Here is a 26,729-nt window from a genome sequence, read left to right as displayed (position 1 = left end):
GCAAAGAAAAGTAGGTGCCGCCCCGCACAGGGGCGACGCGTGAAGCTAGATAACGCATCGCGGATGCCAGCGAAAGCAAAAGCAAATCGCGGATGCCAGCCGCAAAGCCCAAAACCCCGACCAACAACGCGTAAAGCGCACATGGCCAACGCGCATGCCGGTGAAAACACAAAACAGGCCACCCAGCGTCGCAAACCAAAACCAAAACCAAACCCTCAAGCCCGCGGCGCACCGCCGCCACTACCATCAGAAGTCGGCCGCAACGCCACACGCGCATCATCCGAAGCACCACAATATTGCCGCAGCATTGCGGCCTCCCGCTCATGCACTTCCACTGGAAACCACACGGCGCCCGCCGCCATCAGATACCGCGCACGATGCTGCCCGTTGCGAAACGCAACCACACCTTCATGCTCCAGCCTGAGCCAGCCGAGCAGTCCCGGCGCCCGGCGCGTCGAGATCGTCACGTAAGGCATCTGCGGAATGCGCGCATTCGATGGCTCGAGAAATTCGCGGATACCGCGCAACTTCCCGGGGTGCCATTCCTGCACGGGCGGCAGCACGTAATCCGTGTCGTCGCGGTCGGCGCAGGCAATGAGCTTGCGCGCATCGACGAGCACCACCTGATGGCGCGTGCCGTCCGTCGTGAAAACGCGCTTCAGGCGCACGTGACCATACGGCGGATGCTCGTGCAGCGGCACGATCCAGACGGGCTCGCTGCCGGACGACGGCGATGCCGCGGGAGACGGGGTCGGTAATTGCATCAGTGTGGACATAGGGCGACTCCATGCGCCGGTGCGTGCGCGCGCCCTGGCTGTTCAAAATTCGCCTAAGCTACGAGTCGATTGTTAAAACCACGTGACTTGGCGGCAAGCGATTCGCGCTGCATCGCTGCCCGTGCGCCACGCATCGTCGCGCAGGCTTTTGCTTCCGGTTTAGCGGTCGTTTTGCGCAGTTCTTTAGGGTGTCGGCACGCGTGCAACCGTGCTTTTTTCGGCGCTCTTCATCCAGTCTGGATCTCGCAGTGCAGCGCAAAACGGAGCGAACGATGGCTATCGAACAGTTCGGCGAATTCGTGCGCATCGAAACTGCACAAAAAAACCCAACTGCACAGAAACAGCAAGTTGCGCTCCCGGTTGATGCCGTCGCAACGATCGTCATCGACCGCCCCGCGCGCCGCAACGCCATCGACCGTCCGACCGCGGAAGCCCTCGCCGCCGCGTTCCGCCGCTTCGAGGCCAACGACGCGTGGCGCGCCGCCGTGCTGATGGGCGCCGGCGGCACGTTCTGCGCCGGAGCGGATCTCACTGCTCTCCAAGACGACCGACGGCGCAACGAATTGCACGCCGACGGCCGCGGCCCCGGTCCGATGGGACCGACCCGCATGACGTTCACCAAGCCCGTCATCGCGGCGATTGCCGGCCATGCGGTGGCGGGCGGCCTGGAACTCGCGGCGATGTGCGATCTGCGCGTAGTCGAAGCGGACGCCGTGCTGGGCGTGTTCTGCCGGCGCGTCGGCATTCCGCTGATCGATGGCGGGACAATCCGCCTGCCGCGTCTGATCGGCCAGTCGCGCGCGCTCGATCTGATCCTCACGGGCCGCGCCGTCACCGCCGACGAAGCGCTGGCGTTCGGCCTGGCCAACCGCGTCGTGCCGAAGGGCGCCGCGCGCGCCGCCGCCGAGCAGCTCGCCGCCGAACTGGCCGCGTTCCCGCAGGCGGCGCTGCTGGCGGACCGCCGCTCAGTCTATGAAAACTCGCCGCTCGACGATCTGCCCGAAGCGCTGCGCCGCGAAGGCGCGGGCGGCTATGCGGCGGTGTTCTCGCAAGGCGTGGCGGGAGCGGCCGCGTTCGCCGCGGGCGCAGGCCGTCACGGCGCCGGGCTCGATAAAAAAGTCCCTTGAAATAGGGGGTTTTTCGCTACGCAATCACATCGCAATCGACGAAATACAACAGTGCGCGAAGCAGACCGCACGGCTGTAATGGCTTAGGTACAATCCCCTACTGATTTACCCTTTGCCGGCGCACGCGCACTCGCCCCGAATACGCGCGACGGCAACGCGAACGGCCTTCCCGTCCGCCGCCGCGATCCTCCCCTGAAAGTCCCATCATGCCTTTGCCCCTGCTTGCTCTTGCCGTTGCCGCGTTCGGAATCGGTACCACCGAGTTCGTCATCATGGGGTTGCTGCCCGATGTCGCGCGCGATCTGAGCGTGTCGATTCCGGCGGCGGGCATGCTCGTGTCGGCGTATGCGCTCGGCGTGACGATCGGCGCGCCGATCGTCGCGATCGCCGTTGCCAACATGCCGCGCAAGAAAGCGCTGATGAGCCTGATCGGCATCTTCATTCTCGGCAATCTGCTGTGCGCGATCGCGCCGGGCTACGCGGTGCTGATGGGCGCGCGCATCGTCACGGCGTTCTGTCACGGCGCGTTCTTCGGCATCGGCTCGGTCGTCGCGGCCGGCCTGGTGGCGCCGAACCGCCGCGCGCAGGCCATCGCGCTGATGTTCACGGGCCTCACGCTCGCCAACGTGCTCGGCGTGCCGCTCGGCACGGCGCTCGGCCAGGCCGTCGGCTGGCGCGCCACCTTCTGGGCCGTCACGGGCATCGGCGTGATCGCGGCCATCGCGCTGGCGGTCTGCCTGCCGTCGAAGATCGAGATGCAGAAGGCAAGCCTCGTCCACGAATTCACCGTGCTGAAGAACCCGCAGGTGCTGATGGTGCTCGGCACCAGCGTGCTGGCATCGGCGAGCCTGTTCTCGACCTTCACCTACATCACGCCGATCCTCGAAGATGTGACGGGCTTCACGCCTCACGCGGTGACGATGGTGCTGCTGCTGTTCGGTCTGGGGCTGACGGTCGGCAGCACGATCGGCGGCAAGCTCGCCGACTGGCGCCCGGTGCAATCGCTGCTGTCGTTTCTGCTGGCCATCGTCGCCATCCTGTCCGTCTTCGCGATGACGATGCACAGCGAAATCCCCGCCATGCTGACCATTTTCCTGTGGGGCGTCCTCGCGTTCGCGATCGTGCCGCCGCTGCAGATGCTGATCGTCGACCGCGCAAGCAGCGCGCCGAACCTCGCTTCGACGCTGAATCAGGGCGCCTTCAACCTCGGCAATGCGACGGGCGCGTGGCTCGGCGGCATGGCGATCGGCGCGGGCGCGCCGCTCACGTCGCTGCCGTGGGTCGGCGTCGCGACGGCGGCGGCCGCGGTCGCGCTGACGTGGTGGTCGGTGTCGCTCGACCGGCGCTTGCCCGTGGCGGGCTGAGCGCGCCACCCGGTATATCCGCAGCGTGCACCTTGCCATCACAAGGTGCGCGTGACTTGCGGGCGGTGTAGCATCTCGCCCGATATGAAAGTCGTCTTCTCCCGTGATTTCCTCGCGCTGATCCTGAGCGTGGCCGTGGTCGGCCTCGGCAGCGGCGCAACACTTCCCCTCACCGCCCTCGCGCTGACGCAAGCGGGCTACGGCACGGATGTCGTCGGCCTGCTGACGGCCGCCCAGGCGGGCGGCGGCCTGCTCGTCGTGCCGATCGCCGGCTGGCTCGCGGCGCGCTGCGGCGGCCGCCAGGCGATCATCGGCTCGGTGCTGATCGTCGCGATCGCCACGGCGCTGATGCAACTCACCGCCGATCTGTTCGTCTGGGCCGTGCTGCGCGCGCTGTGCGGCGCGGCGCTGATGCTGCTCTTCACGATCGGCGAAGCATGGGTCAACCAGCTTGCCGACGATGCCTCGCGCGGCCGAGTCGTCGCGATCTACGCGACCAACTTCACGCTGTTCCAGATGGCGGGGCCCGTGCTCGTCAGTCAGATCGCGCGGTTCGATCACTGGCGCTTTCTGATCTGCGGCGCGATCTTTCTGATTGCGCTGCCCGTGCTGTCGATGATCCGTTCGGCGCCGCACGCGTCCGACGAACACGAGCCGCACGGCAGCTGGCGGCACGTGTTGCCGCAAATGCCCGCGCTCGTGATCGGCACGGGTTTTTTTGCGCTGTTCGACACGATCGCGCTGTCGCTGATGCCGCTCTTCGCGATGGCGCACGGCATTCCGGGCGAAGTGGCCGTGCTGTTCGCTTCCGCGCTGCTGCTCGGCGACACGACCATGCAGTTCCCCATCGGCTGGCTCGCGGACCGGCTCGGGCGCGAACGCGTGCATATCGGCTGCGCCGTGCTCGTCGTCGTGCTGCTGCCGCTGTTGCCGTGGGCCGTGCAGTCGCCGTGGCTGTGCTGGCCGCTGCTCTATGTGCTCGGCGCGGCGGCGGGCGCGATCTATACGCTGTCGCTCGTTGCGTGCGGCGAGCGCTTTCGTGGCGTAGCGCTGGTGTCGGCGAGTTCGCTGGTCGGCGCGTCGTGGAGTATCGCCAGCTTTGGCGGGCCGCTGATTGCGGGCGCGCTGATGAAGAGCGTCGGCAACGACGCGATGATCGGCGTGGTGCTCGCGAGCGCGTTGGCGTTTCTCGCGGCGGCGTTGTGGGAAAAGCGGCGCGGCGTGGTGAACGCGGCTCCATAAAACGCAAGAAATCCGCGCGGGCATGACGCCACGCGCGGATTGGACAGGCGATGTGCCGTCAGAGCGTTACTGATGCGCCGGCAAAATCTCGCCGACGCACTTGCCGAAGCCGACGCGATACCCGTCGCCCTGACACCATCCCGCGAGCGTCAGTTCGTCGCCGTCTTCGATGAACCCGCGCGTTCCGCCCTCCTTCAGTTGCAGCGGATTCTTGCCGTTCCAGGTCAGCTCCAGCAGGCTGCCGAACGAATCGTCGGTGGGGCCGCTGATCGTGCCCGAACCCATCAGATCGCCGACCCGCGTATTGCAGCCCGACACCGTGTGATGCGCGAGTTGCTGCGCCATCGTCCAGTACATGTGGCGGAAATTCGTGCGCGAGATGGTCGTTGCTTCTTTCGCGCCTTGCGGTTTGAGCAGCACTTCGAGCGAAATGTCGAAGGCGTGCTCGCCAGCGTGGCGCAGATACTCGAGCGGCTGCGGGTCCTGCGCGGGCTGCGCGACACGGAACGGTTCGAGCGCGTCGAGCGTGACGATCCACGGCGAGATGGTCGTCGCGAAACCCTTGGAGTTGAACGGGCCGAGCGGCACGTATTCCCATTGCTGGATATCGCGCGCGCTCCAGTCGTTCAGCAGCACCATGCCGAAGATGTGATCCTCCGCTTCCCCGCACGGAATGGAGTCGCCAAGCGCATTGCCGCGACCGACGATAAAACCCGTCTCCAGTTCGATATCGAGCTTGCGGCACGCACCGAACACGGGGCGCTCCTGATCGGGCAGCTTCAACTGGCCGTTCGGGCGGCGCACGGGCGTGCCGCTCACCACCACCGACGAAGCGCGTCCGTTGTACCCGATCGGAATCTCCAGCCAGTTCGGCAGCAACGCGTTCTTTGGATCGCGGAACATCGAGCCGACATTCGTCGCGTGTTCCTTCGACGAATAAAAGTCCGTATAGCCCGGAATCTGCACGGGCATATGGAGCGTCGCGTCGGCCTGACGGATCAGTGCGCGGCTTCGCAGTTCAGCGTCGTCGCGCAGCGTCGCGTGATCGCGCGACAGCAGCCTGCTCAACTGGATACGCACACTGCGCCAGGTGTCGCGGCCTGACGCGATGAAATCGTTCAGCGCGTCGCGCACGAACACGCTGTCACCCGCGCCCGACGACTGGACCGTCAGCAAGCCCGCGCTTTCGAGCGCGGCCAGATCGACGATGCAATTGCCGATCGCGACGCCCGCGCGGCGCGTCGCATTGAGCCCGTCGCTGAAAATGCCGAACGGCAGGTTCTGGATCGGGAAATCGCAGGACGGATCGTTCGCCGATTCGACCCAACTTTTGCGCGACGCGTCGAGCGTCGCCTGAAGATCGCTCGATGCGTTCATCGTTGCTCCGGATTGAAGTGTTTCTTGAGACCTTGCCAGCACTCGTAGTAATGCGCCTGAAGCTGCGCCGTTTCGAGCGCGAAGCGGGTCGGCTTGAGCAGCGTGCGCGTCTCGAACATGAAGGCCATCGTGTTGTCGACCTTGATCGGCTTGCTGGTGTCGATATTCGACGCCTTCTCGAACGTCTCGGCGTCCGGGCCGTGGCCCGACATGCAGTTGTGCAGGCTCCCGCCGCCCGGCACGAAACCTTCTGCTTTCGCGTCGTACGCGCCATGCACGAGACCCATGTACTCGCTCGCGACATTGCGATGGAACCACGGCGGGCGGAACGTATCTTCGGCGGCCAGCCAGCGCGGCGGGAAGATCACGAAGTCGATCGAATCGACGCCCGGCGTGTCGCTTTGCGATTGCAGCACGAGGAAGATCGATGGGTCCGGGTGGTCGTAGCTGATCGAACCGATCGTATTGAAATGGCGAAGATCGTATTTGTACGGCGCGTAGTTGCCGTGCCACGCGACCACGTCGAGCGGCGAATGACCGATGTCCGCGCGCCACAAATGTCCGTTCAGCTTCGCAACCAGCTCGAAGTCGCCTTCGCGGTCTTCATACGCGGCGTGCGGCGTGAGGAAATCGCGCGGATTCGCAAGACCGTTCGAGCCGATCGGACCGAGGTCGGGCAGGCGCAACAGCGCGCCGAAGTTTTCGCAAATGTAGCCGCTGGCTTTTCCATCCGGCAGCGCCACCGAAAAACGCACGCCGCGCGGAATCACCGCAATTTCGAAGGGCTCGACGTCGAGCTTGCCCATCTCCGTGAAGATGGCGAGACGCCCGGCTTGCGGCACGATCAGCAGCTCGCCGTCGGCGTTGTAGAAGTAGCGGTCCTGCATCGACTGGTTGGCGGCGTACACGTGGATCGCGCAGCCGCTCATCGCTTCCGCCGCGCCGTTGCCCGCCATAGTCACCCAGCCGTCGATGAAATCGGTCGGCTCGGCGGGCATCGGCAGCGGGTCCCAGCGCAACTGGTTGGGCGGCGTGGGCGGCACGTCGGCGAAATTCGCCACGAGCCGGTGCGACGGCAGTGCCGTGAACGGCTGATGCACGGCAGCGGGACGAATGCGATACAGCCATGAGCGCCGGTTATGGCCGCGCGGCGCGGTGAACGCGGTGCCCGACAGCTGCTCCGCGTACAGGCCATAAGGCGCGCGCTGCGGCGAGTTGCGGCCCTGCGGCAGCGCGCCGGGCAACGCTTCCGTGGCGAATTCGTTGGCGAAGCCGGACTGATAGCCCGGCTGGATTTCGCGTCGTGTGGATGATTCCATGCAAAGTCTCCAATGAATCTCAAGCGGGCTGCGCTTTGGCCGGGCCGCCGCGCCGGCGCGTGGCGGCGGCGAGCGTCAGCACCAGCAGCGCGGAACCCAGCACGGGCAAGGCGGCCGCGTGAAACAGCTGCGCGTTGCTCCAGTTCAGCGCAATCAGCTGTCCGCCGACGAGCGGCCCGATCACCGAACCGATCCGGCCAATGCCGAGGCTCCAGCCGATCCCCGTCGAACGCAGGGTGGTGGGATAGAAGTGTCCTGCGAGCGCATTGACGGCCGGCTGTCCGCCGACGATGCAAAAGCCGCCTATGAACACGGCAGCCAGCAGCCACGCGAGTGCATGCGACACCGTGCCGATCGCGCCGACGCTCACCGCGCCGAGCGCGAAGCACGCGAACAGCACACGCACGAAGCCGAAACGTTCGATGAACCAGCCGAGCAGCAGCGTGCCGATCACGCCGCCCGTCTGCAGCACGGTGCCGACGATGACGGCTGTGGACGGCGAATAGCCTGCGTCGCGCATCACGGTCGGCAGCCAGTTCGACAGGAAGTACAGATCGATCAGGTTCATGAAGCTGATGCCCCAGAGGATCAGCGTGACGGGCGCACGCCCCGCGCGGAACAGTTCGGCGACGGGCGCGCCGCCGCCGGCCTTTTCCTGCACGACGAGGCGCGTCGCAGGACCGACGCCGAGCGACGGATCGAACCTGGCCAGCCACTGACGCGCGCGTTCATGGCGGCCCTTCAGCACGAGAAATTGCAGCGATTCGGGCAGCGCGGCGAGCATCGCCACGGCGAGCACCAGCGGCACCGCGCCGCCAACCCAGAATACCGCGCGCCAGCCGTACGCGGGAATCAGCGCCGCGCTGATGAAGCCGCCGATGGCCGCGCCGAGCGTGAAACCGCACGACACCAGCATCATCCGCTTGACGCGGTGCGCGGGCGTCGAGAACTCGCCGACCAGCGCCATCGCATTCGGCATGATGCAGCCGAGGCCCAGCCCCGTGATGAAGCGCAGCGCGATCAACGCGGGAATGGTCGAGACGAACGGCGTCGCGAGCATCGACAGCGCGAAGAAGAACGTCGAGCCGATCAGCACCGGGCGCCGTCCGATCCGGTCCGCCAGCACGGACAGCCCGAGCGCGCCCAGCAGCATGCCGAACAGGCTTGCGCTGAACACCGGCCCGAGCGCCGCCTTCGATACATGCCATTCGCCGATCACGCTCGGCGCAACGTAACCCATGGCTTGCGCATCGAAACCGTCGATCACGAGGCACAGCCCGCATAGCACGAGCAGCATCAACTGAAACGTCGGCCGGTGGCCGTCGGCCAGCGCGCGCTCGACTTCGATCACATCGGCAGAACGGTGGAGTTCGCTCATCTTTCGCTTCCTGCGGAACGGGGATAAAAAGGCTGGAGCAAGAATTTACGCATAGTAAAACAGATTCTGATTAGTGAAATTAACGTAAACCCTCGATCAGGCATCGATCGCCACACGAATGGCGAAATCCATATCAGTATTTGGTGCATGAAAGAGCGGCTGCCGCTGCTACCATCGAAGCGTGCGGCGCCCGGCCGCGATCCAAGTCCGCTCCCCACCCACGTATTCATGATCCCGCTGACCATTCCCGAACTCGTCGAACGCGCTTCCACTCACCCGTTTCTCGGCGAGCATCTGAGAATGGGCACAGGCCCGCGCAGCGGCGAAGCCATCGCGACTTACGGCGACGTCGAACTCGGCAGCAGCTACGAGCCGATCTTCGACATTTCGGTGCATGCGCTCGCGCAGTCACTGTCGTCGTCGCCGGATAGCGCGGACCGTTTCGGCGATGAACTCGGGGTCCAGGCCGTCACGCAACTGGCCGACGGCACCCCGCTCGACAGCTTCGACCCGTTCGACCACGTGCCCGACGACCAGCAACTGGTCGCGCTCGACCGGATGTCGCGCGCGATGCACGCCGTCAACTTCTTCGGCCCGCAGCGGCACGGCCTGCTGTTTCTGCGCGTGCACGAACGGCTGCTGAAAAGCGTGCGGTACGACCACGGCCGGCATTTCTCGGCTGTGCTGATGTCATTCGGGTTGAATCCGTCGCGAGTCGTGATCGAGTTGCCGCCTGCGGCGGTCGCGCATAAGACGTTTCTTGGTTATCTGACCAAGAGTTATCAGCACTACGGATTCAAGGTGGCCGGCAATCTGCCCAACGCGGGGCAGATCCTGTCCGTGTCGGACATGGCGAGGTTGGACTTCATCAAGATGGACGCCGCTTCGGCGTTGCGCGATTCGATGGTGAAGCCGCTGGTCAGCTATGCGAATCGGCTAAAAATTCCGTTGATCTTCAATCGCGTGGCGACTGAGGCGCAGTTCGATCTGCTGCAGCAATACGATGTGCGATTCGTGCAGGGGCCGTTGTTCGTCGTGCACGCGAACCGGGCGGCTTAAGCTCGCTCTGGGGCCGGCCCCAGACGCCGCGCCAATGCTTTCAGACGCGGCGCGACCAGTTCCCGAAACACGCGCTCCCGCATCGACGACGCCGGGCCGCTGCAGCTCAGCACCAGCAGCCGCCCATCGCGCGGATCGCTGAACGGCACGGCCACGGCATTGACGTCATCGTGCCAGTCGCGAAACGAATAGCAGCAGCCCTCGGTCGCGAACGCGTCGATCTCCGCTTGCGCCTGGACCACCAGTTGCGCGCCTTCGTCGCCCGCTGCCCGCTGCAGTTCGGCGAGCAGCGCGGCGCGCGCGTCGGCGGATTGCACGGCCAGATATGCGCGGCCCATTGAGCTCGTCAGCATCGACAGCTTCGACCCGGATGCGAGCCCGAGCGTGAGCGCCGTCTCGCTGCGAATCGTCTCCAGATAGATCATGTCCAGACCGTCCCGGCAACCGAGCGACACGGCCGCGCCGACCTCGCGCGCGAAGTCGCGCATATGCGGACGCGCGAGTTCGAGCGTGTCGGTGCCGGACAGCAGCGCAAAACCGAGCGACAGCACGCCGGCATCGAGCGCGTACTTGCCGAGCGCCTCGTCGAAGCGCAGGTAGCCGAGCACCGTTAGCGTGTACGCGAGGCGGTTCACCGTCGCCTTCGGCAAGCCCGTGCGCTCGACGAAGTCGCGGTTACCCAGCAGCGTCTCGCCCGGACGGAAGGCGCGCAGGAGATCGAGCCCGCGAGCCAGCGCGACGACGAATTTGCGCTCGTCGACGGGATCGGCGATGCGCTCAGACGCGGACGTTGGGGATGTTATGGATGCAGGTTTCGACATCGGGTGCTAAACTCAGTCGTCGTTTTGCAAAACATTGTTTCGCAGAGCGGAACTCAAGTCAAGCACGAGATCAGCATGCGGCGTTTCGGTGCGCCGCGCTGATCGGTCCAGGAGATACGTCATGGCAGCCGCCGCGCAGTTCAATTGGGAAGACCCGCTGCTCCTCAACCAGCAGCTCACGGAAGAAGAACGCATGGTGCGCGACGCCGCGCACGCCTACGCGCAGGACAAGCTCGCGCCGCGCGTGCTCGAGGCGTTCCGCAACGAGAAAACAGACGCCACGATCTTCCGCGAGATGGGCGAACTCGGCCTGCTCGGCCCGACCATTCCCGAGCAATACGGCGGCCCCGGTCTGAACTACGTGAGCTACGGCTTGATCGCGCGCGAGGTGGAACGCGTGGATTCAGGCTACCGGTCGATGATGTCGGTGCAGTCGTCGCTCGTGATGGTCCCCATCTTCGAATTCGGCTCCGACGCGCAAAAAGACAAATATCTGCCGAAGCTCGCGACGGGCGAGTGGATCGGCTGCTTCGGCCTGACCGAACCGAATCATGGCTCCGACCCGGGCAGCATGGTCACGCGGGCGAAGAAAGTCGACGGCGGCTATTCGCTGTCCGGCTCGAAGATGTGGATCACGAATTCGCCGATCGCGGACGTATTCGTCGTCTGGGCGCAGCTCGAAACGGACGGCAAGGATGAGATTCGCGGTTTCATCCTTGAGAAAGGCTGGAAGGGTTTGAGCGCGCCTGCGATCCACGGCAAGGTGGGCCTGCGTGCGTCGATCACGGGCGAGATCGTTCTCGATGAAGTGTTCGTGCCGGAAGACAATCTGATGCCCGGCGTAAAAGGCTTGCGCGGACCGTTCACCTGTCTGAATTCGGCGCGCTACGGCATTGCATGGGGCGCGCTCGGCGCGGCGGAAGACTGCTGGCACACCGCGCGTCAGTACACGCTCGATCGCAAGCAGTTCGGCCGGCCGCTCGCCGCGAACCAGCTGATCCAGAAGAAACTCGCCGACATGCAGACGGAAATCACGCTCGGCCTGCAAGGCGTACTGCGCCTGGGCCGCATGAAGGACGAAGGCACGGCCGCCGTCGAAATCACGTCGATCATGAAGCGCAATTCGTGCGGCAAGTCGCTCGACATCGCGCGGATGGCGCGCGACATGCTGGGCGGCAACGGCATCTCGGACGAATTCGGCGTCGCGCGGCATCTGGTGAATCTGGAAGTCGTGAACACCTATGAAGGCACGCATGACATTCACGCGTTGATTCTCGGACGCGCACAGACGGGCATTCAGGCGTTCTTCTGACGCCCGGCGATTCGCCGCGAAACTTCGGTAATGCAGTCAGCAAAAAGCCCGCGTTCTCAACGAACGCGGGCTTTTTTGTTCGAGCCGTGCAAGCAGCAGACGCTTACTTGTTCGGTTGCGGCGTCATGCGCAGATACGGACGCAGCGCCTTGTAGCCCTTCGGGAACTTGCGCTTGATCTCTTCTTCGTCCTTCAGCGACGGCACGATCACGACGTCGTCGCCATGCTTCCAGTTGCCGGGCGTGGCGACCTGATAGTTGTCCGTCAGTTGCAGCGAGTCGATCACGCGCAGCACTTCATCGAAGTTGCGGCCCGTGCTGGCGGGATACGTGATGATCAGACGCACCTTCTTCTGCGGATCGATGATGAACAGCGACCGGACCGTCAGCGTAGCGTTCGCGTTCGGATGAATCATGTCGTACAGTTCCGACACCTTGCGGTCGCCGTCGGCGAGAATCGGAAAGCCGACACTCGCGGCCTGCGTCTCGTTGATGTCCTTGATCCACTCGCTGTGCGATTCCTTGCTGTCGACGGACAATGCAATCGTCTTCACGCCGCGCTTGTCGAATTCGCTGGCGAGCTTCGCAGTCAGGCCGAGTTCGGTCGTGCAGACGGGCGTGAAGTCGGCGGGGTGCGAAAACAGCACGCCCCAGCTGTCGCCGAGCCATTCGTGGAACCTGATGCGGCCAATGCTCGACTCCTGCTCGAAATCGGGTGCGACGTCGCCAAGACGTAGACTCATAGTGCAGCTCCTTGAAGTTGTTCGAATGATTTGCCCGTCCAGCCGGACGAGGGGTACAAATTAGAGCATACGGGATCAGGACCTGCACTTCTAACGAACATTGGCTGCAACGCTTATCAGGTTTTGTAATTTTCTTCCGGATGTACGAAACTTAGCGGGACAGATCAACTCCATCAAACGGTGGCGTGTTCTGCAACACGTTGAGCGGGACGGTCCGAAGCGGGCAATATGAAACGCCCGCGACGTTCGGGAACGCTTCATGCAACGGCGTTCGGGCATTGCGCGCTTCGCGCGTAGCCCATGACGCACGGTCAGTCGTAAGGTCCACTGGCTCGCCAGCGGCCGTTTCTTTGGTTTACGATTCACGCGTAGCGTGCACGAAGGGAGCAGTCAATGTCGGAAGTCAACAAGGAGAGATTGATGTCGGATATCAAAACCGTACTCGCAGACGCGGAAGATCTGCTGAAGCAGGCCGCGAGCGCCACCGGCGAACGCGCTTCTGAACTGCGCGAGACGGCGCTCTCGCGTCTCAAGCAGGCGAAGGAAAAGGCAGCCGACGTGCAGGTCGTGGTCGTCGAGAAAGGCAAGAAGGCGGCTCGCGCCACCGACGACTATGTCCACGAACATCCGTGGGCGTCGATCGGCATTGCGGCTGGCGTCGGCGTGCTGGTGGGCCTGCTGATCAATCGCAAGTAACGCACCGACGCGCGTGACAGCGCGCGTGAAGCAGCCAGCCGCGGGAAGGTCAAGCGGCCGGCGCGCTTCGCTGACAGGCGGACGGGCGCATGCGCCCTGTCCGCACCTTCTTCGCGCATCCTCGCGCGCAACACGCTGAAGCCATGATCGATACACAAACGCAGAGCGGGGACCGCGGGCCATTGCGGCGCATTCTCAGTTCGTTCTTTTCGATCCTGCAGACGCGGCTCGAACTGATCGGCATCGAGCTGGCCGAAGAAAAAGACCGGCTGCTGATGGTGCTGTTCATGGGGCTGGCCGCCATGATGCTCGCAACCATGGCGCTGATCGCACTGACTGCGCTGATCGCGATCGCCTTCTGGGACACTTACCGGTGGCAGTCGCTGGCGGGCATCACGATCGTCTATGCCGTCGCGGCGATCGGCTGTGCGTTGCGGGCGCGCAGCGGCTTGCACAACTCGCCGATGATCTTCGAAGCCACGCTCAACGAATTCGAGAAAGACCGCGAGATTTTCCGCAAACGCTGAACGCAGCGCAGCTCTTTTCGCTGTCCATTGCCATCGATCAACCATGAGCCAGGTCCATTCCGAGAACGCATACCGCAGCGGCCGACCGACCGCCAAAGACTTGAGCGCGCCACATCTGCGCGCGTTGCGCAAGGAGTTGCTGATCGTGCGCGCGGACGTCGAGCGCATGGAACTCGCGCAGGCGACGCTCGACCTGCGCACCGCCGTCACGCATTTCAGCTGGCTCAAGTTCATCGTGCCGGGCTTCGCCGGCGCGATGCCTTGGGGACGCCGGCACGGTGCGTCGGCGGGGATCGGCGCACTGCTCAAGGAATACCCGCTGATCAGTTCGATCGCCTCGCTGGTGCTCGCCAAGCCGATCCGCAACACCGTATTCGCCACTGCGAAGCCCGCGCTCAAATGGGGCAGCGTCGGCCTCGCCGCGTGGGAAGCGTTTCGCATCTACCAGCAGGTCAAGCGCGAATCGCGCAAGCCAGGAGCATCGACGGCTGCATCTGGCGACGCCGATATGAGCCCGCCTTGACAGGTCGCGCCCGTTGTCTCGCTTCATCGGCTAACGCGCGCTCCAGCAATCGTCGGGGTCAGCGCTCGCGGCGCTTCTGTTCGACTTCGAGCCTGTGGCATCGAGTATGAAGGTGCCGCACGCATCGCCTGCCATCGGGCCGTTCTCCAAAGGCTGAGCTTCCAGCGCATAGCCGCCGTTCGAATCGTCCGCAGACAGAATACGCAGCCGATACACGGCCCTCCCGCCCTGCGGCGCCTGATCGAGACCGGACGGCAATGGCGCGCCATCCACATGGGCGGCAGACTCCGCGAACTGCGCCGCGCGATAGAGCGCGGACGCTGCGTCCGTTCTGTGCGCTTTCGCGATATGGCCGCGATATGACGGGATCGCGAAGCCAGCAAGCGTCGCCGCGATCGCCAGCGCGACGATCAGCTCGAGTAGCGAAAAAGCGCGACGATGGGTTTTCATTGCAACAGTCATGACTGGATAAGCACTCAAAAAGGGCGCGCCGCAATGCGCCGCCAGTGTTTTTCGATCGTGCCGCCTTCGATCACCAACTCCAGTTGCAGCCACATCTGCGAATCCGCCTTGCGCCCATAACCTCTCGCGGTAATGAGCCAGGCTTGCGCGCCTGCACGGTTCGCCAGTTGCCACTGTTCGATCAGGCATTGCGGCGCGCGAAACGATAAGGTGGTCGGCCACGATGCGAACGGCGCGACTGCACTGGATTCGAAGATCGTTTGCGACTTCCAGCCGACTGGCTCGCCGCCGAAGCCCGGCATGCCCGCGAGCGAACCGTTGACGGCGTTGCGCGCGCACGCCGACAGCGCCGAGTCCGCTGCGTGCAGCGCGATCAGATGGTCGGCCATTCCTGCCGCGTTTCGTGCGCCAGCCACCGATTGCTCGAACCACGCGGCCGAGGTGGCGAGCATCATCGCGGCAATCAGCAGCACGACGGGCAGCGCAATGCCCCGGTCGCGGGGATGCCGGTGCAACCGTCGCCGATGCCTGCATGGCGAAGCGATCACGCTGCATTCCCCTCGTTGTTGCGTATCGCGACGCGCCGCCAGAATGCCCGCCTCCCGCGCGCATCGGCACTGAGCGCGGACACACCATCGCAATCGACATAGCGCGACTGTGACGTCTGCGGCGCGCCTCGAACGAGCACGCACACATCGACGGCGACGACACTCGCCCATTGCGCAGGCAACAGCTGCGCCGCGTCCGTCGCAGACAGTGCGCCCGCAAGCCAATACCGCAAGCGCACGCGCTCGACGCCTTCGACAAGCGGCTGCGACGAACTCGCCTTCCCCGTTCCTTCGCAGTACAGCTCGGGCTCGCCCGTCGAGCCGCTGGTCTTCGCAAAGAAGCGGTTCACGACGGATACGCCCGGCGCATCGGCATCCGTCTTCGCGATGCCCTGCCCAAGACAGTCGGTCGTGAGACCTGCGGTGGACGGCCACGTCGAAACGTTGTCGGCCACGTAGCGCACCGCGACGCCGTCCGAATGCGTTGCAAGCGATTCGCAGGTGAGATTGTCGTCGGCGCCGATCGGCCTGCCGCCCGTGCAGCCGAACAACCCGGGCCGTGCGGCAAACGTGCGCGGCATGTCGGCGGGAACGAAGGCCGCCATCTGCAACTGCTCGCCGATCAATGTCAACGCGGCCATGCCCGCGTCGTGGATCTGCGCTGCGTCGGCGGCCTGCGCGAAGGCGATTCGCTGCGAGCGGTAAAGCGACACCGCGCCCGCTGTCACGATCAGGCCCAGCGCCATCGCTATCGTCATTTCGAGGAGCGTGTGGCCAAAGTCCACGCGTCCGCCGCATGTACGCGTGCAGAGAGCAAGCGACTTCATCGGGAAAACGCCATTGCGACGCATTGAACGCCTTGCGGCACGTCTGCATCGCCGCACGATGCAGGCATGTCGATCATGTCGCCCGGATGCGCCGCCTTGCCCGGCACGCTGTCCCGCCAGGCCCATGTCCCGCGGGCGAAGGAAAGATCGGCGCCGCCACTCGTGCCCGCATCGCCCTGTGGCAACAGGCTCGCGGCACGCGTTCGCCATTGCGAGATTGCCGCATCGTTGCGATTCGGCGCGCGCGCCGCCTCGGCGATCGCATCGGCGACGAGTGCGGCCTGCTCGCGATAAGACCTTGCACGCGCGTCGCGCGCAATCGACAACTGCACGGCAATCAGACCAAGCACGGTGACGGCCGTGACGGTCACCGCGACGAGTACTTCAAGCAGGCTCTGACCGCGCTGCGAGACAAGACGGGCGCGCGTCATGCCGCCGCTCCGCACGCGCCGTCGACAATGCGCGCCCGCCCACCCGCCGCGATGCGGATGCAGCGCCGCCACTCTTTGCCTTGCGTCGCCTTCGATTCGACACGCGGGCCGATATCGAAGCTGCGAAAGCTGCCGTAGGCCTGGCCCGCGGGTGGCGTGAAGGTGAGATTGGTGAGTGCGCCGACGATGCTGACGGGCGCAAGGTCGGGCTGTGCACGCAACGGATAGAAGCCGCCGCCGTGCTCGATCATCACGGCCCACCCACAAGACCAGTCGACGACACCCGTTTTGCACGGCTGCCCCGCCGCGAGACAGTGCCGCGCGGCATCGATCCGGCACACGGTCACGCGCGCGCCGCGCCGCAATGCCTCGCCGCGCGCGTAACTGAGCGTGGACAACAGCGCGCGGGCGCGCGCGTCGACCTGATCGCGCACGCGCCACCCAACGAACGACGGCACCGTCAAAGTCGCGACGATCGCGAGCAATGCGATCACGACAAGCGTTTCGAACAGCGTGAACCCACGGCTCGCGGGCCGCGTATGAGCATTCCGTTTCATCAGCATTCCTCGATTTCCGCCAAGAATGCGACGACTCTAACGATGCCCAACGACGCCCACAATTAGCCGGATGGCCAGGTGGCGGACGCACGAATCCCTGCACGAGAATGTCCGTGCATCAGGTGAATTCGCGGCAGAACTTCAGGGAGAGAAAATGCAGATGCGCGACAAATCAGCGCTTGCGGGAAGGCTTCGCGGGCGCAGCGGGAGCGTTCATCCGGCGAAACTCTTCAATGACGTCCTCGAACTCGGAGACGTCTTCAAAACGCCGGTACACGGAAGCAAAGCGCACGTACGCGATGGTGTCGAGGGCGCGCAGCTCGTTCATCACGAGCTCGCCCAGTTTTTCGCTGCGCACTTCGCGCTCGCCGCTGCCGAGCAACTGATACTCGATGCGCGACGCGGCTGCGTCGATGGCGTCGGCAGCAACTGGACGCTTGCGCAGCGCCAGTTGCATGCTCGCGACGATCTTGCGGCGGTCGAACTCCGTGCGGCTGCCATCCTTCTTGACGACCGAGGGCAACGCCAACTCGACCCGCTCGTACGTCGTGAAACGCTTGTCGCAGGCCGGGCAGCGGCGGCGGCGCCGTATCGCGGCGCCATCTTCGGACACACGCGAGTCGACGACCTGTGTATCGTCATGCCGGCAGAAGGGGCAGCGCATGGCGGCTTAGCGGTAGACCGGGAAGCGCTGGGTCAACTCGGCGACCTGCGCGCGCACGCGTTCGATCGTAGCCGTGTCTTCCGGATTGTCCAGCACGTCGGCGATCAGGTTGCCGACCTGCTCGGCTTCCTTCGTGCCGAAGCCGCGCGTGGTCATGGCGGGCGAACCGAGGCGGATGCCGCTCGTCACGAACGGCTTTTCCGGATCGTTCGGAATCGCGTTCTTGTTCACGGTGATGTGCGCCGCGCCCAGTGCCGCTTCCGCTGCCTTGCCCGTGATCTTCTTGGCGCGCAGGTCGACCAGCATGACGTGGCTTTCCGTGCGGCCCGACACGATGCGCAGACCGCGCTTGACGAGCGTTTCGGCCAGCACGCGCGCGTTGTCGACCACGTGTTGCTGGTACTCCTTGAATTCCGGCGCCAGTGCTTCCTTGAACGCCACGGCCTTGCCCGCGATCACGTGCATCAGCGGTCCACCCTGGATGCCCGGGAAAATGGCCGAGTTGATCTGCTTCTCGAACTCCGCCTTCATCAGGATCACGCCGCCGCGCGGGCCGCGCAGGCTCTTATGCGTGGTGGTCGTGACGAAGTCGGCGAACGGCACCGGGTTCGGGTACACGCCCGCGGCGATCAGACCGGCGTAGTGGGCCATGTCGACCATCAGGTACGCGCCAACCGACTTCGCGATCTTCGACAGGCGCTCGAAGTCGATGCGCAGCGCAAACGCCGACGCGCCCGCGACGATGATCTTCGGCTTGTGCTCCTGGGCCAGCTTCTCTGCGGCGTCGTAGTCGATGTCTTCGGCTTCGTTCAGGCCGTAGCTGACCACGTTGAACCACTTGCCCGACATGTTGACGGGGGAGCCGTGCGTCAGATGGCCGCCGTGCGCGAGGCTCATGCCCATGATCGTGTCGCCCGGCTTGAGCATCGCGAAGAACACGCCCTGGTTGGCCTGCGAGCCCGAGTTCGGCTGGACGTTCGCGGCTTCGGCGCCGAACAGCTGCTTCACGCGGTCGATAGCCAGCTGCTCGACGACGTCGACGTATTCGCAACCGCCGTAGTAGCGCTTGCCGGGGTAGCCTTCGGCGTACTTGTTGGTGAGCTGCGAGCCCTGCGCGGCCATCACGGCCGGGCTCGTGTAGTTTTCCGACGCGATCAGTTCGATGTGCTCTTCCTGACGGCGGTCTTCGTCCTGGATTGCCTTCCAGATTTCCGGATCGACATTGGCGATGGTGCTTTGGGCTTTGTCAAACATGCTGGTTCCGTTAAGTGTGTTCAGGTTGACCGGATCGTGCGCAGGTCGTGTGCCGGGAGCGTATTAGGTACGCAGCACTGCTGGCCACCGCTGATGGTGGGAGCCTTGACGTGGCGTATGAAGGAGGTGCCGCACACGCGAGTCAGGACAACCACCGGCAGCGCAAACGACGGCGCGCGCGAAACATGGCTGCCCAGGCGAACGGCAAAACGGCACCCTGCGCTTCACGGTGGGACGCTCCACCTTGAACCCGTCAGGCTTGACAGCATGGGGTTCTATCGCCAGTCACGCAGGGGTGAGCGCGTTAGTTTATTGGAACCGGGTCGAATAGGCAACCGAGGCAACCGCTCCCGCCAGCGCGCCGCCACGGCAGCCAGAAGCCCCGCCCAGCCACGGCAGCGGCTGCCCGGCAGCCCGCCCGAACGTGCCTTCGCGCGGCGGGGTCATTCTTGCCGCATCGCCGCATTGGAAGTAGGCTTGTGGCCTTTCTTCACCGACCAGGGAACAGCAATGATCGTGTTCGTCACCGGCGCGTCCGCAGGGTTCGGCGCCGCTATCGCCAGGGCTTTCGTCAAGGGCGGCCATCGCGTGGTCGCGACCGCGCGCCGCAAGGACCGCCTGCAGGCACTCGCCGACGAACTCGGCGAGAACCTCCTGCCCTTCGAGCTCGACGTGCGCGACCGCGCAGCTGTCGAAGCCGTCCCCAACGCCCTGCCCGCCGACTTTGCCGCCGTCGACGTGCTCGTCAACAACGCCGGCCTCGCGCTCGGGCTCGAACCCGCGCAACGCGCCGAGCTCGACGACTGGACGACGATGATCGACACCAACTGCACGGGCCTCGTGCAGGTCACGCGCGCCTTCCTGCCGGGAATGATCGAGCGCAGCCGCGGACATGTGTTCAATCTGGGCTCGGTGGCGGGCACGTGGCCGTATCCGGGCGGCAACGTGTACGGCGCGACCAAGGCGTTCGTGCGCCAGTTCAGCCTGAACCTGCGCGCCGACCTGCACGGCACGCCCGTTCGCGTGACGGACATCGAACCGGGCCTGTGCGGCGGCACCGAGTTTTCGAACGTGCGTTTCCGCGGCGACGACGAGAAAGCCGCAGGCGTCTATCAGAACGTCCAGCCGCTCACGGCCGAAGACATCGCCGACTCGATCTACTGGATCGCGACGCGCCCCGCGCACGTCAACATCAATACGATCGAGCTGATGCCCGTTGCGCAGTCGTTTGCCGGCCTGAACATCCACCGCGGCTAGGTTTCGCGGGCGCGCCGCGCCGGCTGGACCGTGCGACACCGGCGCGGCGCCCGTCGTGCAGGCCGAACGCGACCAGGCACGAAAGTGCCCGAAAATGCGGCGCGCTTTTGCGTTCCGGTAAAATGCGCGCCATGAATATGTCTGACAGTCAGTCCGGCGCGGAAATCGGCTTTATCTGGCCGATTCGCGTGTATTACGAAGACACCGACGCCGGCGGTATCGTGTTTTACGCGAACTACCTGAAGTTTTTCGAGCGCGCGCGCACCGAATGGCTGCGCGCGTGCGGCGTCGATCAACGCAAGCTGGCCGATGAAACGGGCGCGCTGTTCGTCGTGCGCAGCACCGCGCTCGACTATCGCGCGCCGGCCCGGCTCGACGACATGCTGCGCATCGTCAGCCGGATCGAGCGGCTTGGCCGCGCATCGGTGGATTTCGCTCAGGAAGCCTGGCGCGACGACACGCTGCTGGCAACGGGCACGATCCGCGTCGGCTGTGTCGACTCGCAATCGATGAAGCCGGCCGCCATTCCTCCGCCGGTCCACGCCGCATTGCGGCGCGAACCGGGTCCCAGCGTGTCAACGGCGAGTATCTGAGCGTCGTTGTTAGCTGGACAGTGAACTCGTAACGGTCACAACAAGACCAAGCATGGTTCGGCGAAGAACCCGCCGAAGCTTCCGGTTTGCCAACAGCATGCCAACCGAACGCTTCGACCCACCTTGCAGCCGGACGCCGCACCCGGGACGTTACAACGAACCTCTATGAACACTACACAAGATCTGTCGATCATTTCCCTCGTTCTCAACGCGAGCCTGCTGGCGCAGGCAGTGATGGCGCTGCTGTTGCTGCTGTCGCTGATGTCGTGGACTTTCATCTTCCGCAAGTGGTTTGCGATTCGCCGCGCGCGGGCGCAGACTGAGCGCTTCGAACGCGATTTCTGGTCGGGCGGCGACCTGCAGGCGCTGTATCAGAGCGCCGCGAACAACCGTCACACGATCGGCGCGCTCGAACGTATTTTCGAGTCGGGCATGCGTGAGTTTCTGAAAGGCAAGGAAAAGCGTCTCAACGATCCGGGCGCGATTCTCGACGGCGCGCGCCGTGCCATGCGCGCCGCCTTCCAGCGCGAAATGGACGTGCTCGAAGCCAACCTCGCGTTCCTCGCATCGGTCGGCTCGGTCAGCCCGTATATCGGTCTGTTCGGCACGGTGTGGGGCATCATGAACGCGTTCCGCGGCCTCGCGAACGTCCAGCAGGCCACCCTCGCGAACGTCGCGCCCGGCATTGCCGAAGCGCTGACGGCAACGGCCATCGGCCTGTTCGCCGCGATCCCCGCCGTGGTCGCCTACAACCGCTACGCGCACGATATCGACCGCCTCGCGATCCGCTTCGAAACCTTCATCGAAGAGTTCTCGAACATCCTGCAACGCCAGGCCCATTAAGGAGTCCACGATGGCCGGTTCAGTCCGTTCCAGCATGCGCGGCAGCCGCTCGCGCCGCGCCATGGCCGACATCAACGTCGTCCCGTACATCGACGTGATGCTCGTGCTGCTCGTGATCTTCATGGTGACGGCCCCGCTGGTGGCGCCGTCTATCGTCAACCTGCCGACTGTCGGCGGCGCCGCGCCGCAGCAGCAGACGCCGCCCGTCGTCGTCAACATCAAGGCGGACGGCAACATGAACGTCAAGTACAAGGACGACGCGGGCGCGACGCAACAGGAGACGATGACGCAGGCCGATCTGCGCAGCTTCGTCACCGACCGTCAGGCCTCGCATCCCGACCAGCCCGTCGTGATCGCCGCCGACAAGACCGTCAAGTATGAAGTCGTGATGAACGTGATGTCCGACCTGAAGGCTCGTGGCGTCAAGCGCGTTGGATTGCTCGTCAAATCGCAATGACCCGCCAGAAAAACGCCTACCCGCTTCGACCGCCGCGCGAGCGCGGCACGTGGCGCGCGTTCGCGCTCGCCGCGCTGATGCACGTGCTGCTGGGGTTCTTCCTGTATCACGGCATCCACTGGCAGAACAGCACGCCCGCGGGCGCCGAAGCCGAATTGTGGACAGAAGTGCCCGACGTGCCGGCGCCGCGTCCCGTCGTGCCGCCGCCCGCGCCCGTGAAGCCCGCGCCGCAGGTCAGCGACGAACAGGCCGATATCGCGCTGCAGGAAAAGAAGCGCAAGCAGCAGGAAGCGCAGCGTCAGGCTGAACTTGCCGAGCAGCAGCGCCAGCAGAAGTTGCAGGCCCAGCAGGAAGCCGAGGCGAAACGCCAGCAGCAGCTCGCCGCCGACCAGGCAGCAGCGGCCGCCGCCGCGAAGCTCAAGCAGCAACAGCAGCAACAGGCCGACAGGCTCAAGCAGCAGCAACTCGCCCAGCAGAAGCAGGAGCAGTTGAAGAAGCAGCAGGAAGAGCAGAAGGAACAGCAAAAGGAACAGGAAGCGAAGCAGGCGCAAGCCGAGGCGCAGGCCAAGGCTGACGCGGCGAAGGCCGCCAAGGCGAAGGCTGCCGCGCAGGCCGCCGAAGCCGCGAAACAGAAGGTCGACGCGGAACGGCGTCAGCGCCTCGCCGCGCTGCAAGGCATGGCGGGCGGCGAAGGCTCGACGGGCAACGGCCTCGCGAAGAGCGGCACGGGCAGCGGCGCGGGCGGCAACGCCGCGTCGCCGGGCTATGCAGAGAAGGTTCAGCGCCGCGTGCGTCCGAACATCATCTGGTCGGGTGATACATCGGGCCTGCAAACGGTCGTCTCCGTGCGCTGCTCGCCGACGGGCACGCTGCTGAGCGCGACCGTCACTCGCAGCAGCGGGAACCAGGCGTGGGACGACGCCGCACTGCGGGCCGTCCAGCGGTCGGATCCGATGCCGCAGGACATCGACGGCAAGACGCCCGGCAGTTTTACGATCACGCTGCGTCCGGCCGCCTGACGCAGGCGTTTCCGTTTCGCACGCTGTCGCGGGTGGACCGGGAACGAAATCTGCGTAGGCCGGTCTGTTTGTAGTCGTGAAGTGTTAGCAATTCGTTTTTGGGGAACCTATACAGAATGAGTTTGATGACCAAGCTAGGCCTGCGAGCGCTCGTCGCATCGTGTCTGATCGCCGCTGGCGGTGCCGCCCATGCACAACTCAACGTCCTCGTGACGGGCGTCGGGTCCACCCAGTTCCCGATCGCCACGGCAAATTTTGCCAACGAGGCCAATTCTCCCCAGCAGATCAGCACGATCGTCCGCCAGGACCTTCAGCGCAGCGGTAAATTCACCAATATCGACGCCGGCAGCGCACCCGTTTCCGAAGGCGATTCCGTCGATCTCGGCGCATGGAAGGCGAAAGGCGCGAACGCGTTCGTCGCGGGCAGTGTCACCAAGCTGCCGAACGGCCAGTACCAGGTGCGCTTCAAGCTGTACGACACCGTCAACCAGCAAAGCCTCGGCGGCCTTGAACTGGTTAGCCCGGAAAGCGGCCTGCGCATGAGCGCGCACAAGGTTGCCGACTACATCTATGCGAAGCTGATGGGCGGCCGCGGCGTGTTCGCGACGCGCCTGTCGTACGTGATCAAGACGGGCAACCGTTATCAGCTGCAGATTTCCGACTCCGACGGCCAGGACGCGCATATCGCCCTCTCCAGCCCCGAGCCGATCATCTCGCCGGCATGGTCGCCGGACGGCACGAAGGTCGCGTACGTATCGTTCGAAAAGAAGAAGCCGATCGTCTACATCCACGACCTGCCCACCGGCCGCCGCGTCGTCGTGTCGGACCAGAAGGGCAACAACAGCGCGCCCGCATGGTCGCCCGATGGCCGCACGCTCGCCGTCGCGCTGTCGCGCACCGGCAACACGCAGATTTTCGCCGTCAATGCGGACGGCAGCGGCCTGCGCCGCCTCACGCAAGGCAGCGCGATCGACACCGAGCCGTCTTACTCTCCTGACGGCCAGTCGATCTACTTCACCAGCGACCGTGGCGGTCAGCCGCAGATCTACAAGATGCCGGCCGGCGGCGAGTCCGCAGGCGGCGCGCAGCGCGTGACCTTCACGGGCAACTACAATACGAGTCCGCGCGTGAGCCCGGACGGCAAGCAGCTCGCATACATCTCGCGCACGGGCGGGGGCTTCAAGCTGTATATCCAGGATCTGCAGTCGGGCGTCGCGACGGCGCTCACCGACACCACACATGACGAATCGCCAAGCTTCGCGGCGAATGGTCAGTACATTCTTTACGCCACTCAGGTGAACGGCCGTGGCGTGTTGGCCGCAGTATCGACCGATGGTCGGACGCGGCAGGTCCTGTCCGTTCAGGGAGGCAGCGTACGCGAGCCTTCCTGGGGCCCGTTTATGCAATAACACACAAGGAGAGTGAAGCATGATGTCCAAACTTCGTATCGCGTTTGCCGTAGGTATGGTCGGTGCACTGGCTGCATGTCATTCGGGCGTCAAGCTCGACGAAAACGCCAACAAGGGTGGCGCGACGGGCGCGCAGCCTAATCCGAACGATGTCGCCACGGTGAACGTCGATCCGTTGAACGATCCGAATAGCCCGCTGGCCAAGCGCAGCATCTATTTCGACTTCGACAGCTACTCGGTCAAGGACGACTACCAGCCGCTGCTGCAGCAACACGCACAGTATCTGAAGAGCCATCCGCAACGTCACGTCCTGATCCAGGGCAACACCGACGAGCGCGGCACGAGCGAATACAACCTGGCACTCGGCCAGAAGCGTGCTGAAGCTGTTCGCCGTTCGCTGTCGCTGCTGGGCGTTCCGGATTCGGAAATGGAAGCTGTGAGCCTCGGCAAGGAAAAGCCGCAAGCTACGGGTCATGACGAAGCATCGTGGGCGCAAAACCGCCGCGCGGACCTCGTCTATCAACAGTAATAGGTGACAAGCCGTATGACGCCCCGTTTCTCCTGGCTGCGCATGGCCGCAGCCGCCTGCGTCGCGGGAACGGCCGTGATGGCCCTGCCCGCGCATGCAGGCATGTTCGACGACGATCAGGCTCGCCAGGCGATTCTCGATCTACGCACCAAGACCGAGAGTCTGTCGAGCCAGTTGTCAGCGGCTCAACGCACGATCCTCGATCAGTCCAACCGTCTCGACCAGCTGAACCAGCAGGTCGCGACGCTGCGCGGGCAGAACGAGGACCTCGCCAACCAGGTCGGCACGTTGCAGAAGCAGCAGAAGGACTACTACACCGACCTCGACGGTCGTCTGAAGAAGTTCGAGCCGCAGCAGCAGACGGTCGACGGCGTCGAGGGCTCCGTGCAGCCGGGTGAAACGGACGCGTTCAACGCGGCTTCGCAGCAGTTCCGCAGCGGCGACTTCAAGAACGCCGCGAACTCGTTCCGCAGCTTTATCGCGAAGTACCCGCAGAGCCCGTATCAGCCCACGGCGCAGTACTGGCTCGGCAACGCGCTCTATGCGCTGCGCGACTACAAGGGCTCGACGGCCGTATGGCAAGGCGTCGTGCAGAAGTATCCGCAGCATCCGCGGGCGCCGGAAGCACTGCTGGCCATCGCGAACAACCAGCTCGAACAAGGTCAGAAGGCCGCCGCGAAGAAGACGCTCGAACAGATCGTCGCGCAGTACGGCGGCTCGGATGTCGCGCAATCGGCGCAAAGCAAGCTTTCGCAGATCAAGTGATGTTTGTGCGTCCGGCATGAGCCGGGCGTCTGCCATGTCGGTGTGCTGAATGCAGTAAAACGCGCAGTGTCGACGCTTGATAACCGATACGCGCGCCTCTCGCCGGAAAGCCCGGGACTTCACCGTTCCGGGCTTTTCTTTTTGGGTGGATCGCTCGTTGGTCGGCCCGCGTCGGTTGACACGTTTTGGCTCGGCCGATATAATTCCGCTTCTCTTTTGGGTCGTTAGCTCAGCTGGTAGAGCAGCGGACTTTTAATCCGTTGGTCACAGGTTCGAATCCCGTACGGCCTACCAAAAGATTTAAGGGCTTAGCTTCGGCTAGGCCCTTTTCTTTTCCCGCGGCCGTTTTGTCATGCCAATCGACTGCCGCCCGCCATTCAGCGCCCCGCCGTCAACGCGTCCGGTCAACGCATTCGCCCTGCCAGCTACCTGCCAGCCGCGTCATTCCGCACGAAAAAATTACCCACTGCGAATTTCATCCCATTAAGACTACGCCAAAATTACGGGATAGATTCAAATGCGGAGCGTCATTTACAGCCAATAAAAAGGCTAATTAAATCCGAATGTCGCCGCCAAACAATATCTTTTAAACCGCTCGTTGCGCCATACCCAACACCTCAATTCCGACGTCAAACCCTTGCCTGGCCTGCACCAGACGCATGCATCGCGATAACCTGCACGCACCGTTTCAGCCATATCCCAATCGAAATTCAAAAAGAATAGTATTTTCCCGACAATAAACCCTTCTCCGTAGTCAATTTCAGCCAATTAATCTGCGTAAGCGAATTGTCTACTGCATAATCCAACCGACCTTCAATCATCAGCGCATCTCTAACCTGAAAAGGGTTGAT

Annotated in this window: 29 protein-coding genes, 1 tRNA gene and 1 riboswitch; of the genes, 17 read left to right on the top strand and 13 right to left on the bottom strand. The window is 64.3% G+C overall.

Annotated features, from left to right (window positions below; all coding sequences use genetic code 11):
* Window positions 1-215: 215 nt before the first annotated feature.
* The gene (locus tag KFO72_RS09680) at window positions 216-776 is read right to left on the bottom strand and encodes a plasmid fertility inhibition factor family protein (protein ID WP_054928841.1); all 561 of its coding nucleotides are present in this window, start codon (window positions 774-776) and stop codon (window positions 216-218) included.
* Between the two features lie 272 nt (window positions 777-1,048).
* Between KFO72_RS09680 and KFO72_RS09675 the strand changes: the two genes are divergently transcribed.
* The 3 genes from KFO72_RS09675 to KFO72_RS09665 all read left to right on the top strand — a co-directional run bounded on the left by KFO72_RS09675 (window position 1,049) and on the right by KFO72_RS09665 (window position 4,509).
* On the top strand, window positions 1,049-1,903 hold the full coding sequence (locus tag KFO72_RS09675; protein ID WP_225031962.1) for a crotonase/enoyl-CoA hydratase family protein: 855 nt from the start codon (window positions 1,049-1,051) through the stop codon (window positions 1,901-1,903).
* Window positions 1,904-2,109: 206 nt separating this feature from the next.
* A complete protein-coding gene (locus tag KFO72_RS09670) occupies window positions 2,110-3,267 on the top strand; it encodes an MFS transporter (RefSeq protein WP_054928842.1) in 1,158 nt (385 codons plus the stop codon).
* Window positions 3,268-3,351: 84 nt separating this feature from the next.
* Complete coding sequence (locus tag KFO72_RS09665; protein WP_103323707.1) at window positions 3,352-4,509, top strand: MFS transporter; 1,158 nt, start codon at window positions 3,352-3,354, stop codon at window positions 4,507-4,509.
* Window positions 4,510-4,575: 66 nt separating this feature from the next.
* Here the strand turns inward: KFO72_RS09665 and fahA are convergent, their stop codons facing one another.
* From fahA to KFO72_RS09650, 3 genes are read right to left on the bottom strand one after another with little or no spacing between them, the layout of a single operon-like run.
* Window positions 4,576-5,886 carry a fumarylacetoacetase gene (gene fahA / locus KFO72_RS09660; RefSeq protein WP_225031961.1) on the bottom strand — a complete coding sequence of 437 codons (1,311 nt, stop codon included), beginning with the start codon at window positions 5,884-5,886 and terminating at the stop codon, window positions 4,576-4,578.
* Entirely contained in the window at window positions 5,883-7,205 is a 1,323-nt protein-coding gene (gene hmgA / locus KFO72_RS09655; RefSeq protein ID WP_176053883.1) for a homogentisate 1,2-dioxygenase, read from the bottom strand. Before hmgA ends, fahA begins: the two co-directional genes overlap by 4 nt.
* A 19-nt stretch (window positions 7,206-7,224) precedes the next feature.
* Entirely contained in the window at window positions 7,225-8,583 is a 1,359-nt protein-coding gene (locus KFO72_RS09650; RefSeq protein ID WP_060599737.1) for an MFS transporter, read from the bottom strand.
* Between the two features lie 228 nt (window positions 8,584-8,811).
* Between KFO72_RS09650 and KFO72_RS09645 the strand changes: the two genes are divergently transcribed.
* Window positions 8,812-9,642: an EAL domain-containing protein gene (locus KFO72_RS09645; RefSeq protein ID WP_054928892.1), complete on the top strand. Its 831-nt coding sequence runs from the start codon at window positions 8,812-8,814 to the stop codon at window positions 9,640-9,642.
* Here the strand turns inward: KFO72_RS09645 and KFO72_RS09640 are convergent.
* Window positions 9,639-10,463, bottom strand: coding sequence for an IclR family transcriptional regulator (locus KFO72_RS09640; RefSeq protein WP_225031960.1), 825 nt, complete (start codon window positions 10,461-10,463; stop codon window positions 9,639-9,641). The genes KFO72_RS09645 and KFO72_RS09640 overlap by 4 nt on opposite strands.
* Before the next feature lie 121 nt (window positions 10,464-10,584).
* Between KFO72_RS09640 and KFO72_RS09635 the strand changes: the two genes are divergently transcribed.
* Window positions 10,585-11,775, top strand: a complete 1,191-nt coding sequence (locus KFO72_RS09635; RefSeq protein ID WP_054928848.1) for an acyl-CoA dehydrogenase — start codon at window positions 10,585-10,587, stop codon at window positions 11,773-11,775.
* Between the two features lie 103 nt (window positions 11,776-11,878).
* Here the strand turns inward: KFO72_RS09635 and KFO72_RS09630 are convergent, their stop codons facing one another.
* Complete coding sequence (locus KFO72_RS09630) at window positions 11,879-12,517, bottom strand: peroxiredoxin (protein WP_054928849.1); 639 nt, start codon at window positions 12,515-12,517, stop codon at window positions 11,879-11,881.
* A gap of 393 nt (window positions 12,518-12,910) precedes the next feature.
* Between KFO72_RS09630 and KFO72_RS09625 the strand changes: the two genes are divergently transcribed.
* From KFO72_RS09625 to KFO72_RS09615, 3 genes are all read left to right on the top strand, one after another.
* Window positions 12,911-13,213, top strand: coding sequence for a DUF883 family protein (locus tag KFO72_RS09625; RefSeq protein ID WP_007584918.1), 303 nt, complete (start codon window positions 12,911-12,913; stop codon window positions 13,211-13,213).
* 143 nt (window positions 13,214-13,356) lie between these two features.
* Entirely contained in the window at window positions 13,357-13,740 is a 384-nt protein-coding gene (locus KFO72_RS09620) for a phage holin family protein (RefSeq protein WP_054928893.1), read from the top strand.
* 43 nt (window positions 13,741-13,783) lie between these two features.
* Complete coding sequence (locus KFO72_RS09615) at window positions 13,784-14,263, top strand: DUF3318 domain-containing protein (protein WP_225031959.1); 480 nt, start codon at window positions 13,784-13,786, stop codon at window positions 14,261-14,263.
* 30 nt (window positions 14,264-14,293) lie between these two features.
* On the opposite strand, the gene KFO72_RS09610 is transcribed toward KFO72_RS09615, so the two are convergent.
* The 7 genes from KFO72_RS09610 to glyA all read right to left on the bottom strand — a co-directional run bounded on the left by KFO72_RS09610 (window position 14,294) and on the right by glyA (window position 19,006).
* Entirely contained in the window at window positions 14,294-14,713 is a 420-nt protein-coding gene (locus KFO72_RS09610; RefSeq protein WP_060599735.1) for a type IV pilin protein, read from the bottom strand.
* Between the two features lie 26 nt (window positions 14,714-14,739).
* A complete protein-coding gene (locus KFO72_RS09605) occupies window positions 14,740-15,240 on the bottom strand; it encodes a hypothetical protein (protein ID WP_225031958.1) in 501 nt (166 codons plus the stop codon).
* 29 nt (window positions 15,241-15,269) lie between these two features.
* A complete protein-coding gene (locus tag KFO72_RS09600) occupies window positions 15,270-16,100 on the bottom strand; it encodes a PilW family protein (protein WP_060599734.1) in 831 nt (276 codons plus the stop codon).
* Window positions 16,097-16,531, bottom strand: a complete 435-nt coding sequence (locus KFO72_RS09595) for a prepilin-type N-terminal cleavage/methylation domain-containing protein (protein ID WP_225031957.1) — start codon at window positions 16,529-16,531, stop codon at window positions 16,097-16,099. The genes KFO72_RS09600 and KFO72_RS09595 overlap by 4 nt, the downstream gene beginning before the upstream one ends.
* Window positions 16,528-17,088 (bottom strand): GspH/FimT family pseudopilin, encoded by a 561-nt coding sequence (locus KFO72_RS09590; protein WP_224100354.1) that lies wholly within the window; start codon window positions 17,086-17,088, stop codon window positions 16,528-16,530. Before KFO72_RS09590 ends, KFO72_RS09595 begins: the two co-directional genes overlap by 4 nt.
* Window positions 17,089-17,260: 172 nt before the next feature.
* Window positions 17,261-17,752 (bottom strand): transcriptional regulator NrdR, encoded by a 492-nt coding sequence (gene nrdR, locus KFO72_RS09585; RefSeq protein ID WP_036002968.1) that lies wholly within the window; start codon window positions 17,750-17,752, stop codon window positions 17,261-17,263.
* A gap of 6 nt (window positions 17,753-17,758) precedes the next feature.
* A complete protein-coding gene (glyA, locus tag KFO72_RS09580) occupies window positions 17,759-19,006 on the bottom strand; it encodes a serine hydroxymethyltransferase (protein ID WP_036002965.1) in 1,248 nt (415 codons plus the stop codon).
* Between the two features lie 184 nt (window positions 19,007-19,190).
* Window positions 19,191-19,305, bottom strand: a riboswitch (ZMP/ZTP riboswitch).
* Window positions 19,306-19,516: 211 nt separating this feature from the next.
* Between glyA and ydfG the strand changes: the two genes are divergently transcribed.
* From ydfG to KFO72_RS09535, 9 genes are all read left to right on the top strand, one after another.
* A complete protein-coding gene (ydfG, locus tag KFO72_RS09575) occupies window positions 19,517-20,263 on the top strand; it encodes a bifunctional NADP-dependent 3-hydroxy acid dehydrogenase/3-hydroxypropionate dehydrogenase YdfG (protein WP_060599732.1) in 747 nt (248 codons plus the stop codon).
* Window positions 20,264-20,385: 122 nt separating this feature from the next.
* The gene (gene ybgC, locus KFO72_RS09570) at window positions 20,386-20,856 is read left to right on the top strand and encodes a tol-pal system-associated acyl-CoA thioesterase (RefSeq protein ID WP_225031956.1); all 471 of its coding nucleotides are present in this window, start codon (window positions 20,386-20,388) and stop codon (window positions 20,854-20,856) included.
* A 165-nt stretch (window positions 20,857-21,021) separates the two neighbouring features.
* Window positions 21,022-21,699: a protein TolQ gene (tolQ, locus tag KFO72_RS09565; protein ID WP_007584943.1), complete on the top strand. Its 678-nt coding sequence runs from the start codon at window positions 21,022-21,024 to the stop codon at window positions 21,697-21,699.
* 10 nt (window positions 21,700-21,709) lie between these two features.
* Entirely contained in the window at window positions 21,710-22,156 is a 447-nt protein-coding gene (gene tolR / locus KFO72_RS09560; RefSeq protein WP_036002958.1) for a protein TolR, read from the top strand.
* Complete coding sequence (gene tolA / locus KFO72_RS09555) at window positions 22,153-23,175, top strand: cell envelope integrity protein TolA (RefSeq protein ID WP_054928857.1); 1,023 nt, start codon at window positions 22,153-22,155, stop codon at window positions 23,173-23,175. Before tolR ends, tolA begins: the two co-directional genes overlap by 4 nt.
* 116 nt (window positions 23,176-23,291) lie before the next feature.
* A complete protein-coding gene (gene tolB / locus KFO72_RS09550) occupies window positions 23,292-24,584 on the top strand; it encodes a Tol-Pal system beta propeller repeat protein TolB (protein WP_054928858.1) in 1,293 nt (430 codons plus the stop codon).
* 19 nt (window positions 24,585-24,603) lie between these two features.
* Window positions 24,604-25,113, top strand: coding sequence for a peptidoglycan-associated lipoprotein Pal (pal, locus tag KFO72_RS09545; protein ID WP_007584951.1), 510 nt, complete (start codon window positions 24,604-24,606; stop codon window positions 25,111-25,113).
* Between the two features lie 15 nt (window positions 25,114-25,128).
* Window positions 25,129-25,878, top strand: coding sequence for a tol-pal system protein YbgF (ybgF, locus tag KFO72_RS09540; protein WP_054928859.1), 750 nt, complete (start codon window positions 25,129-25,131; stop codon window positions 25,876-25,878).
* A 218-nt stretch (window positions 25,879-26,096) separates the two neighbouring features.
* Window positions 26,097-26,172, top strand: a tRNA-Lys gene (locus tag KFO72_RS09535).
* The last annotated feature ends 557 nt before the right edge of the window (window positions 26,173-26,729 follow it).

Source organism: Paraburkholderia sp. XV (assembly GCF_020177535.1).
Classification (GTDB): domain Bacteria; phylum Pseudomonadota; class Gammaproteobacteria; order Burkholderiales; family Burkholderiaceae; genus Paraburkholderia; species Paraburkholderia caribensis.
This window is presented reverse-complemented; position numbering and strand designations above follow the sequence as displayed.

Coding starts and splice junctions, on each gene's coding strand:
- KFO72_RS09600 (WP_060599734.1), bottom strand. CDS start 16,100: ATGAAGTCGCTTGCTCTCTGCACGCGTACATGCGGCGGACGCGTGGAC.
- KFO72_RS09670 (WP_054928842.1), top strand. CDS start 2,110: ATGCCTTTGCCCCTGCTTGCTCTTGCCGTTGCCGCGTTCGGAATCGGT.
- KFO72_RS09645 (WP_054928892.1), top strand. CDS start 8,812: ATGATCCCGCTGACCATTCCCGAACTCGTCGAACGCGCTTCCACTCAC.
- tolB (WP_054928858.1), top strand. CDS start 23,292: ATGAGTTTGATGACCAAGCTAGGCCTGCGAGCGCTCGTCGCATCGTGT.
- KFO72_RS09595 (WP_225031957.1), bottom strand. CDS start 16,531: ATGACGCGCGCCCGTCTTGTCTCGCAGCGCGGTCAGAGCCTGCTTGAA.
- tolA (WP_054928857.1), top strand. CDS start 22,153: ATGACCCGCCAGAAAAACGCCTACCCGCTTCGACCGCCGCGCGAGCGC.
- KFO72_RS09620 (WP_054928893.1), top strand. CDS start 13,357: ATGATCGATACACAAACGCAGAGCGGGGACCGCGGGCCATTGCGGCGC.
- KFO72_RS09630 (WP_054928849.1), bottom strand. CDS start 12,517: ATGAGTCTACGTCTTGGCGACGTCGCACCCGATTTCGAGCAGGAGTCG.
- KFO72_RS09610 (WP_060599735.1), bottom strand. CDS start 14,713: ATGAAAACCCATCGTCGCGCTTTTTCGCTACTCGAGCTGATCGTCGCG.
- KFO72_RS09635 (WP_054928848.1), top strand. CDS start 10,585: ATGGCAGCCGCCGCGCAGTTCAATTGGGAAGACCCGCTGCTCCTCAAC.
- ybgF (WP_054928859.1), top strand. CDS start 25,129: ATGACGCCCCGTTTCTCCTGGCTGCGCATGGCCGCAGCCGCCTGCGTC.
- KFO72_RS09680 (WP_054928841.1), bottom strand. CDS start 776: ATGTCCACACTGATGCAATTACCGACCCCGTCTCCCGCGGCATCGCCG.
- hmgA (WP_176053883.1), bottom strand. CDS start 7,205: ATGGAATCATCCACACGACGCGAAATCCAGCCGGGCTATCAGTCCGGC.
- KFO72_RS09665 (WP_103323707.1), top strand. CDS start 3,352: ATGAAAGTCGTCTTCTCCCGTGATTTCCTCGCGCTGATCCTGAGCGTG.
- tolR (WP_036002958.1), top strand. CDS start 21,710: ATGGCCGGTTCAGTCCGTTCCAGCATGCGCGGCAGCCGCTCGCGCCGC.
- KFO72_RS09625 (WP_007584918.1), top strand. CDS start 12,911: ATGTCGGAAGTCAACAAGGAGAGATTGATGTCGGATATCAAAACCGTA.
- ydfG (WP_060599732.1), top strand. CDS start 19,517: ATGATCGTGTTCGTCACCGGCGCGTCCGCAGGGTTCGGCGCCGCTATC.
- ybgC (WP_225031956.1), top strand. CDS start 20,386: ATGCGCGCCATGAATATGTCTGACAGTCAGTCCGGCGCGGAAATCGGC.
- nrdR (WP_036002968.1), bottom strand. CDS start 17,752: ATGCGCTGCCCCTTCTGCCGGCATGACGATACACAGGTCGTCGACTCG.
- glyA (WP_036002965.1), bottom strand. CDS start 19,006: ATGTTTGACAAAGCCCAAAGCACCATCGCCAATGTCGATCCGGAAATC.
- KFO72_RS09590 (WP_224100354.1), bottom strand. CDS start 17,088: ATGAAACGGAATGCTCATACGCGGCCCGCGAGCCGTGGGTTCACGCTG.
- KFO72_RS09675 (WP_225031962.1), top strand. CDS start 1,049: ATGGCTATCGAACAGTTCGGCGAATTCGTGCGCATCGAAACTGCACAA.
- KFO72_RS09650 (WP_060599737.1), bottom strand. CDS start 8,583: ATGAGCGAACTCCACCGTTCTGCCGATGTGATCGAAGTCGAGCGCGCG.
- fahA (WP_225031961.1), bottom strand. CDS start 5,886: ATGAACGCATCGAGCGATCTTCAGGCGACGCTCGACGCGTCGCGCAAA.
- KFO72_RS09640 (WP_225031960.1), bottom strand. CDS start 10,463: ATGTCGAAACCTGCATCCATAACATCCCCAACGTCCGCGTCTGAGCGC.
- pal (WP_007584951.1), top strand. CDS start 24,604: ATGATGTCCAAACTTCGTATCGCGTTTGCCGTAGGTATGGTCGGTGCA.
- KFO72_RS09615 (WP_225031959.1), top strand. CDS start 13,784: ATGAGCCAGGTCCATTCCGAGAACGCATACCGCAGCGGCCGACCGACC.
- tolQ (WP_007584943.1), top strand. CDS start 21,022: ATGAACACTACACAAGATCTGTCGATCATTTCCCTCGTTCTCAACGCG.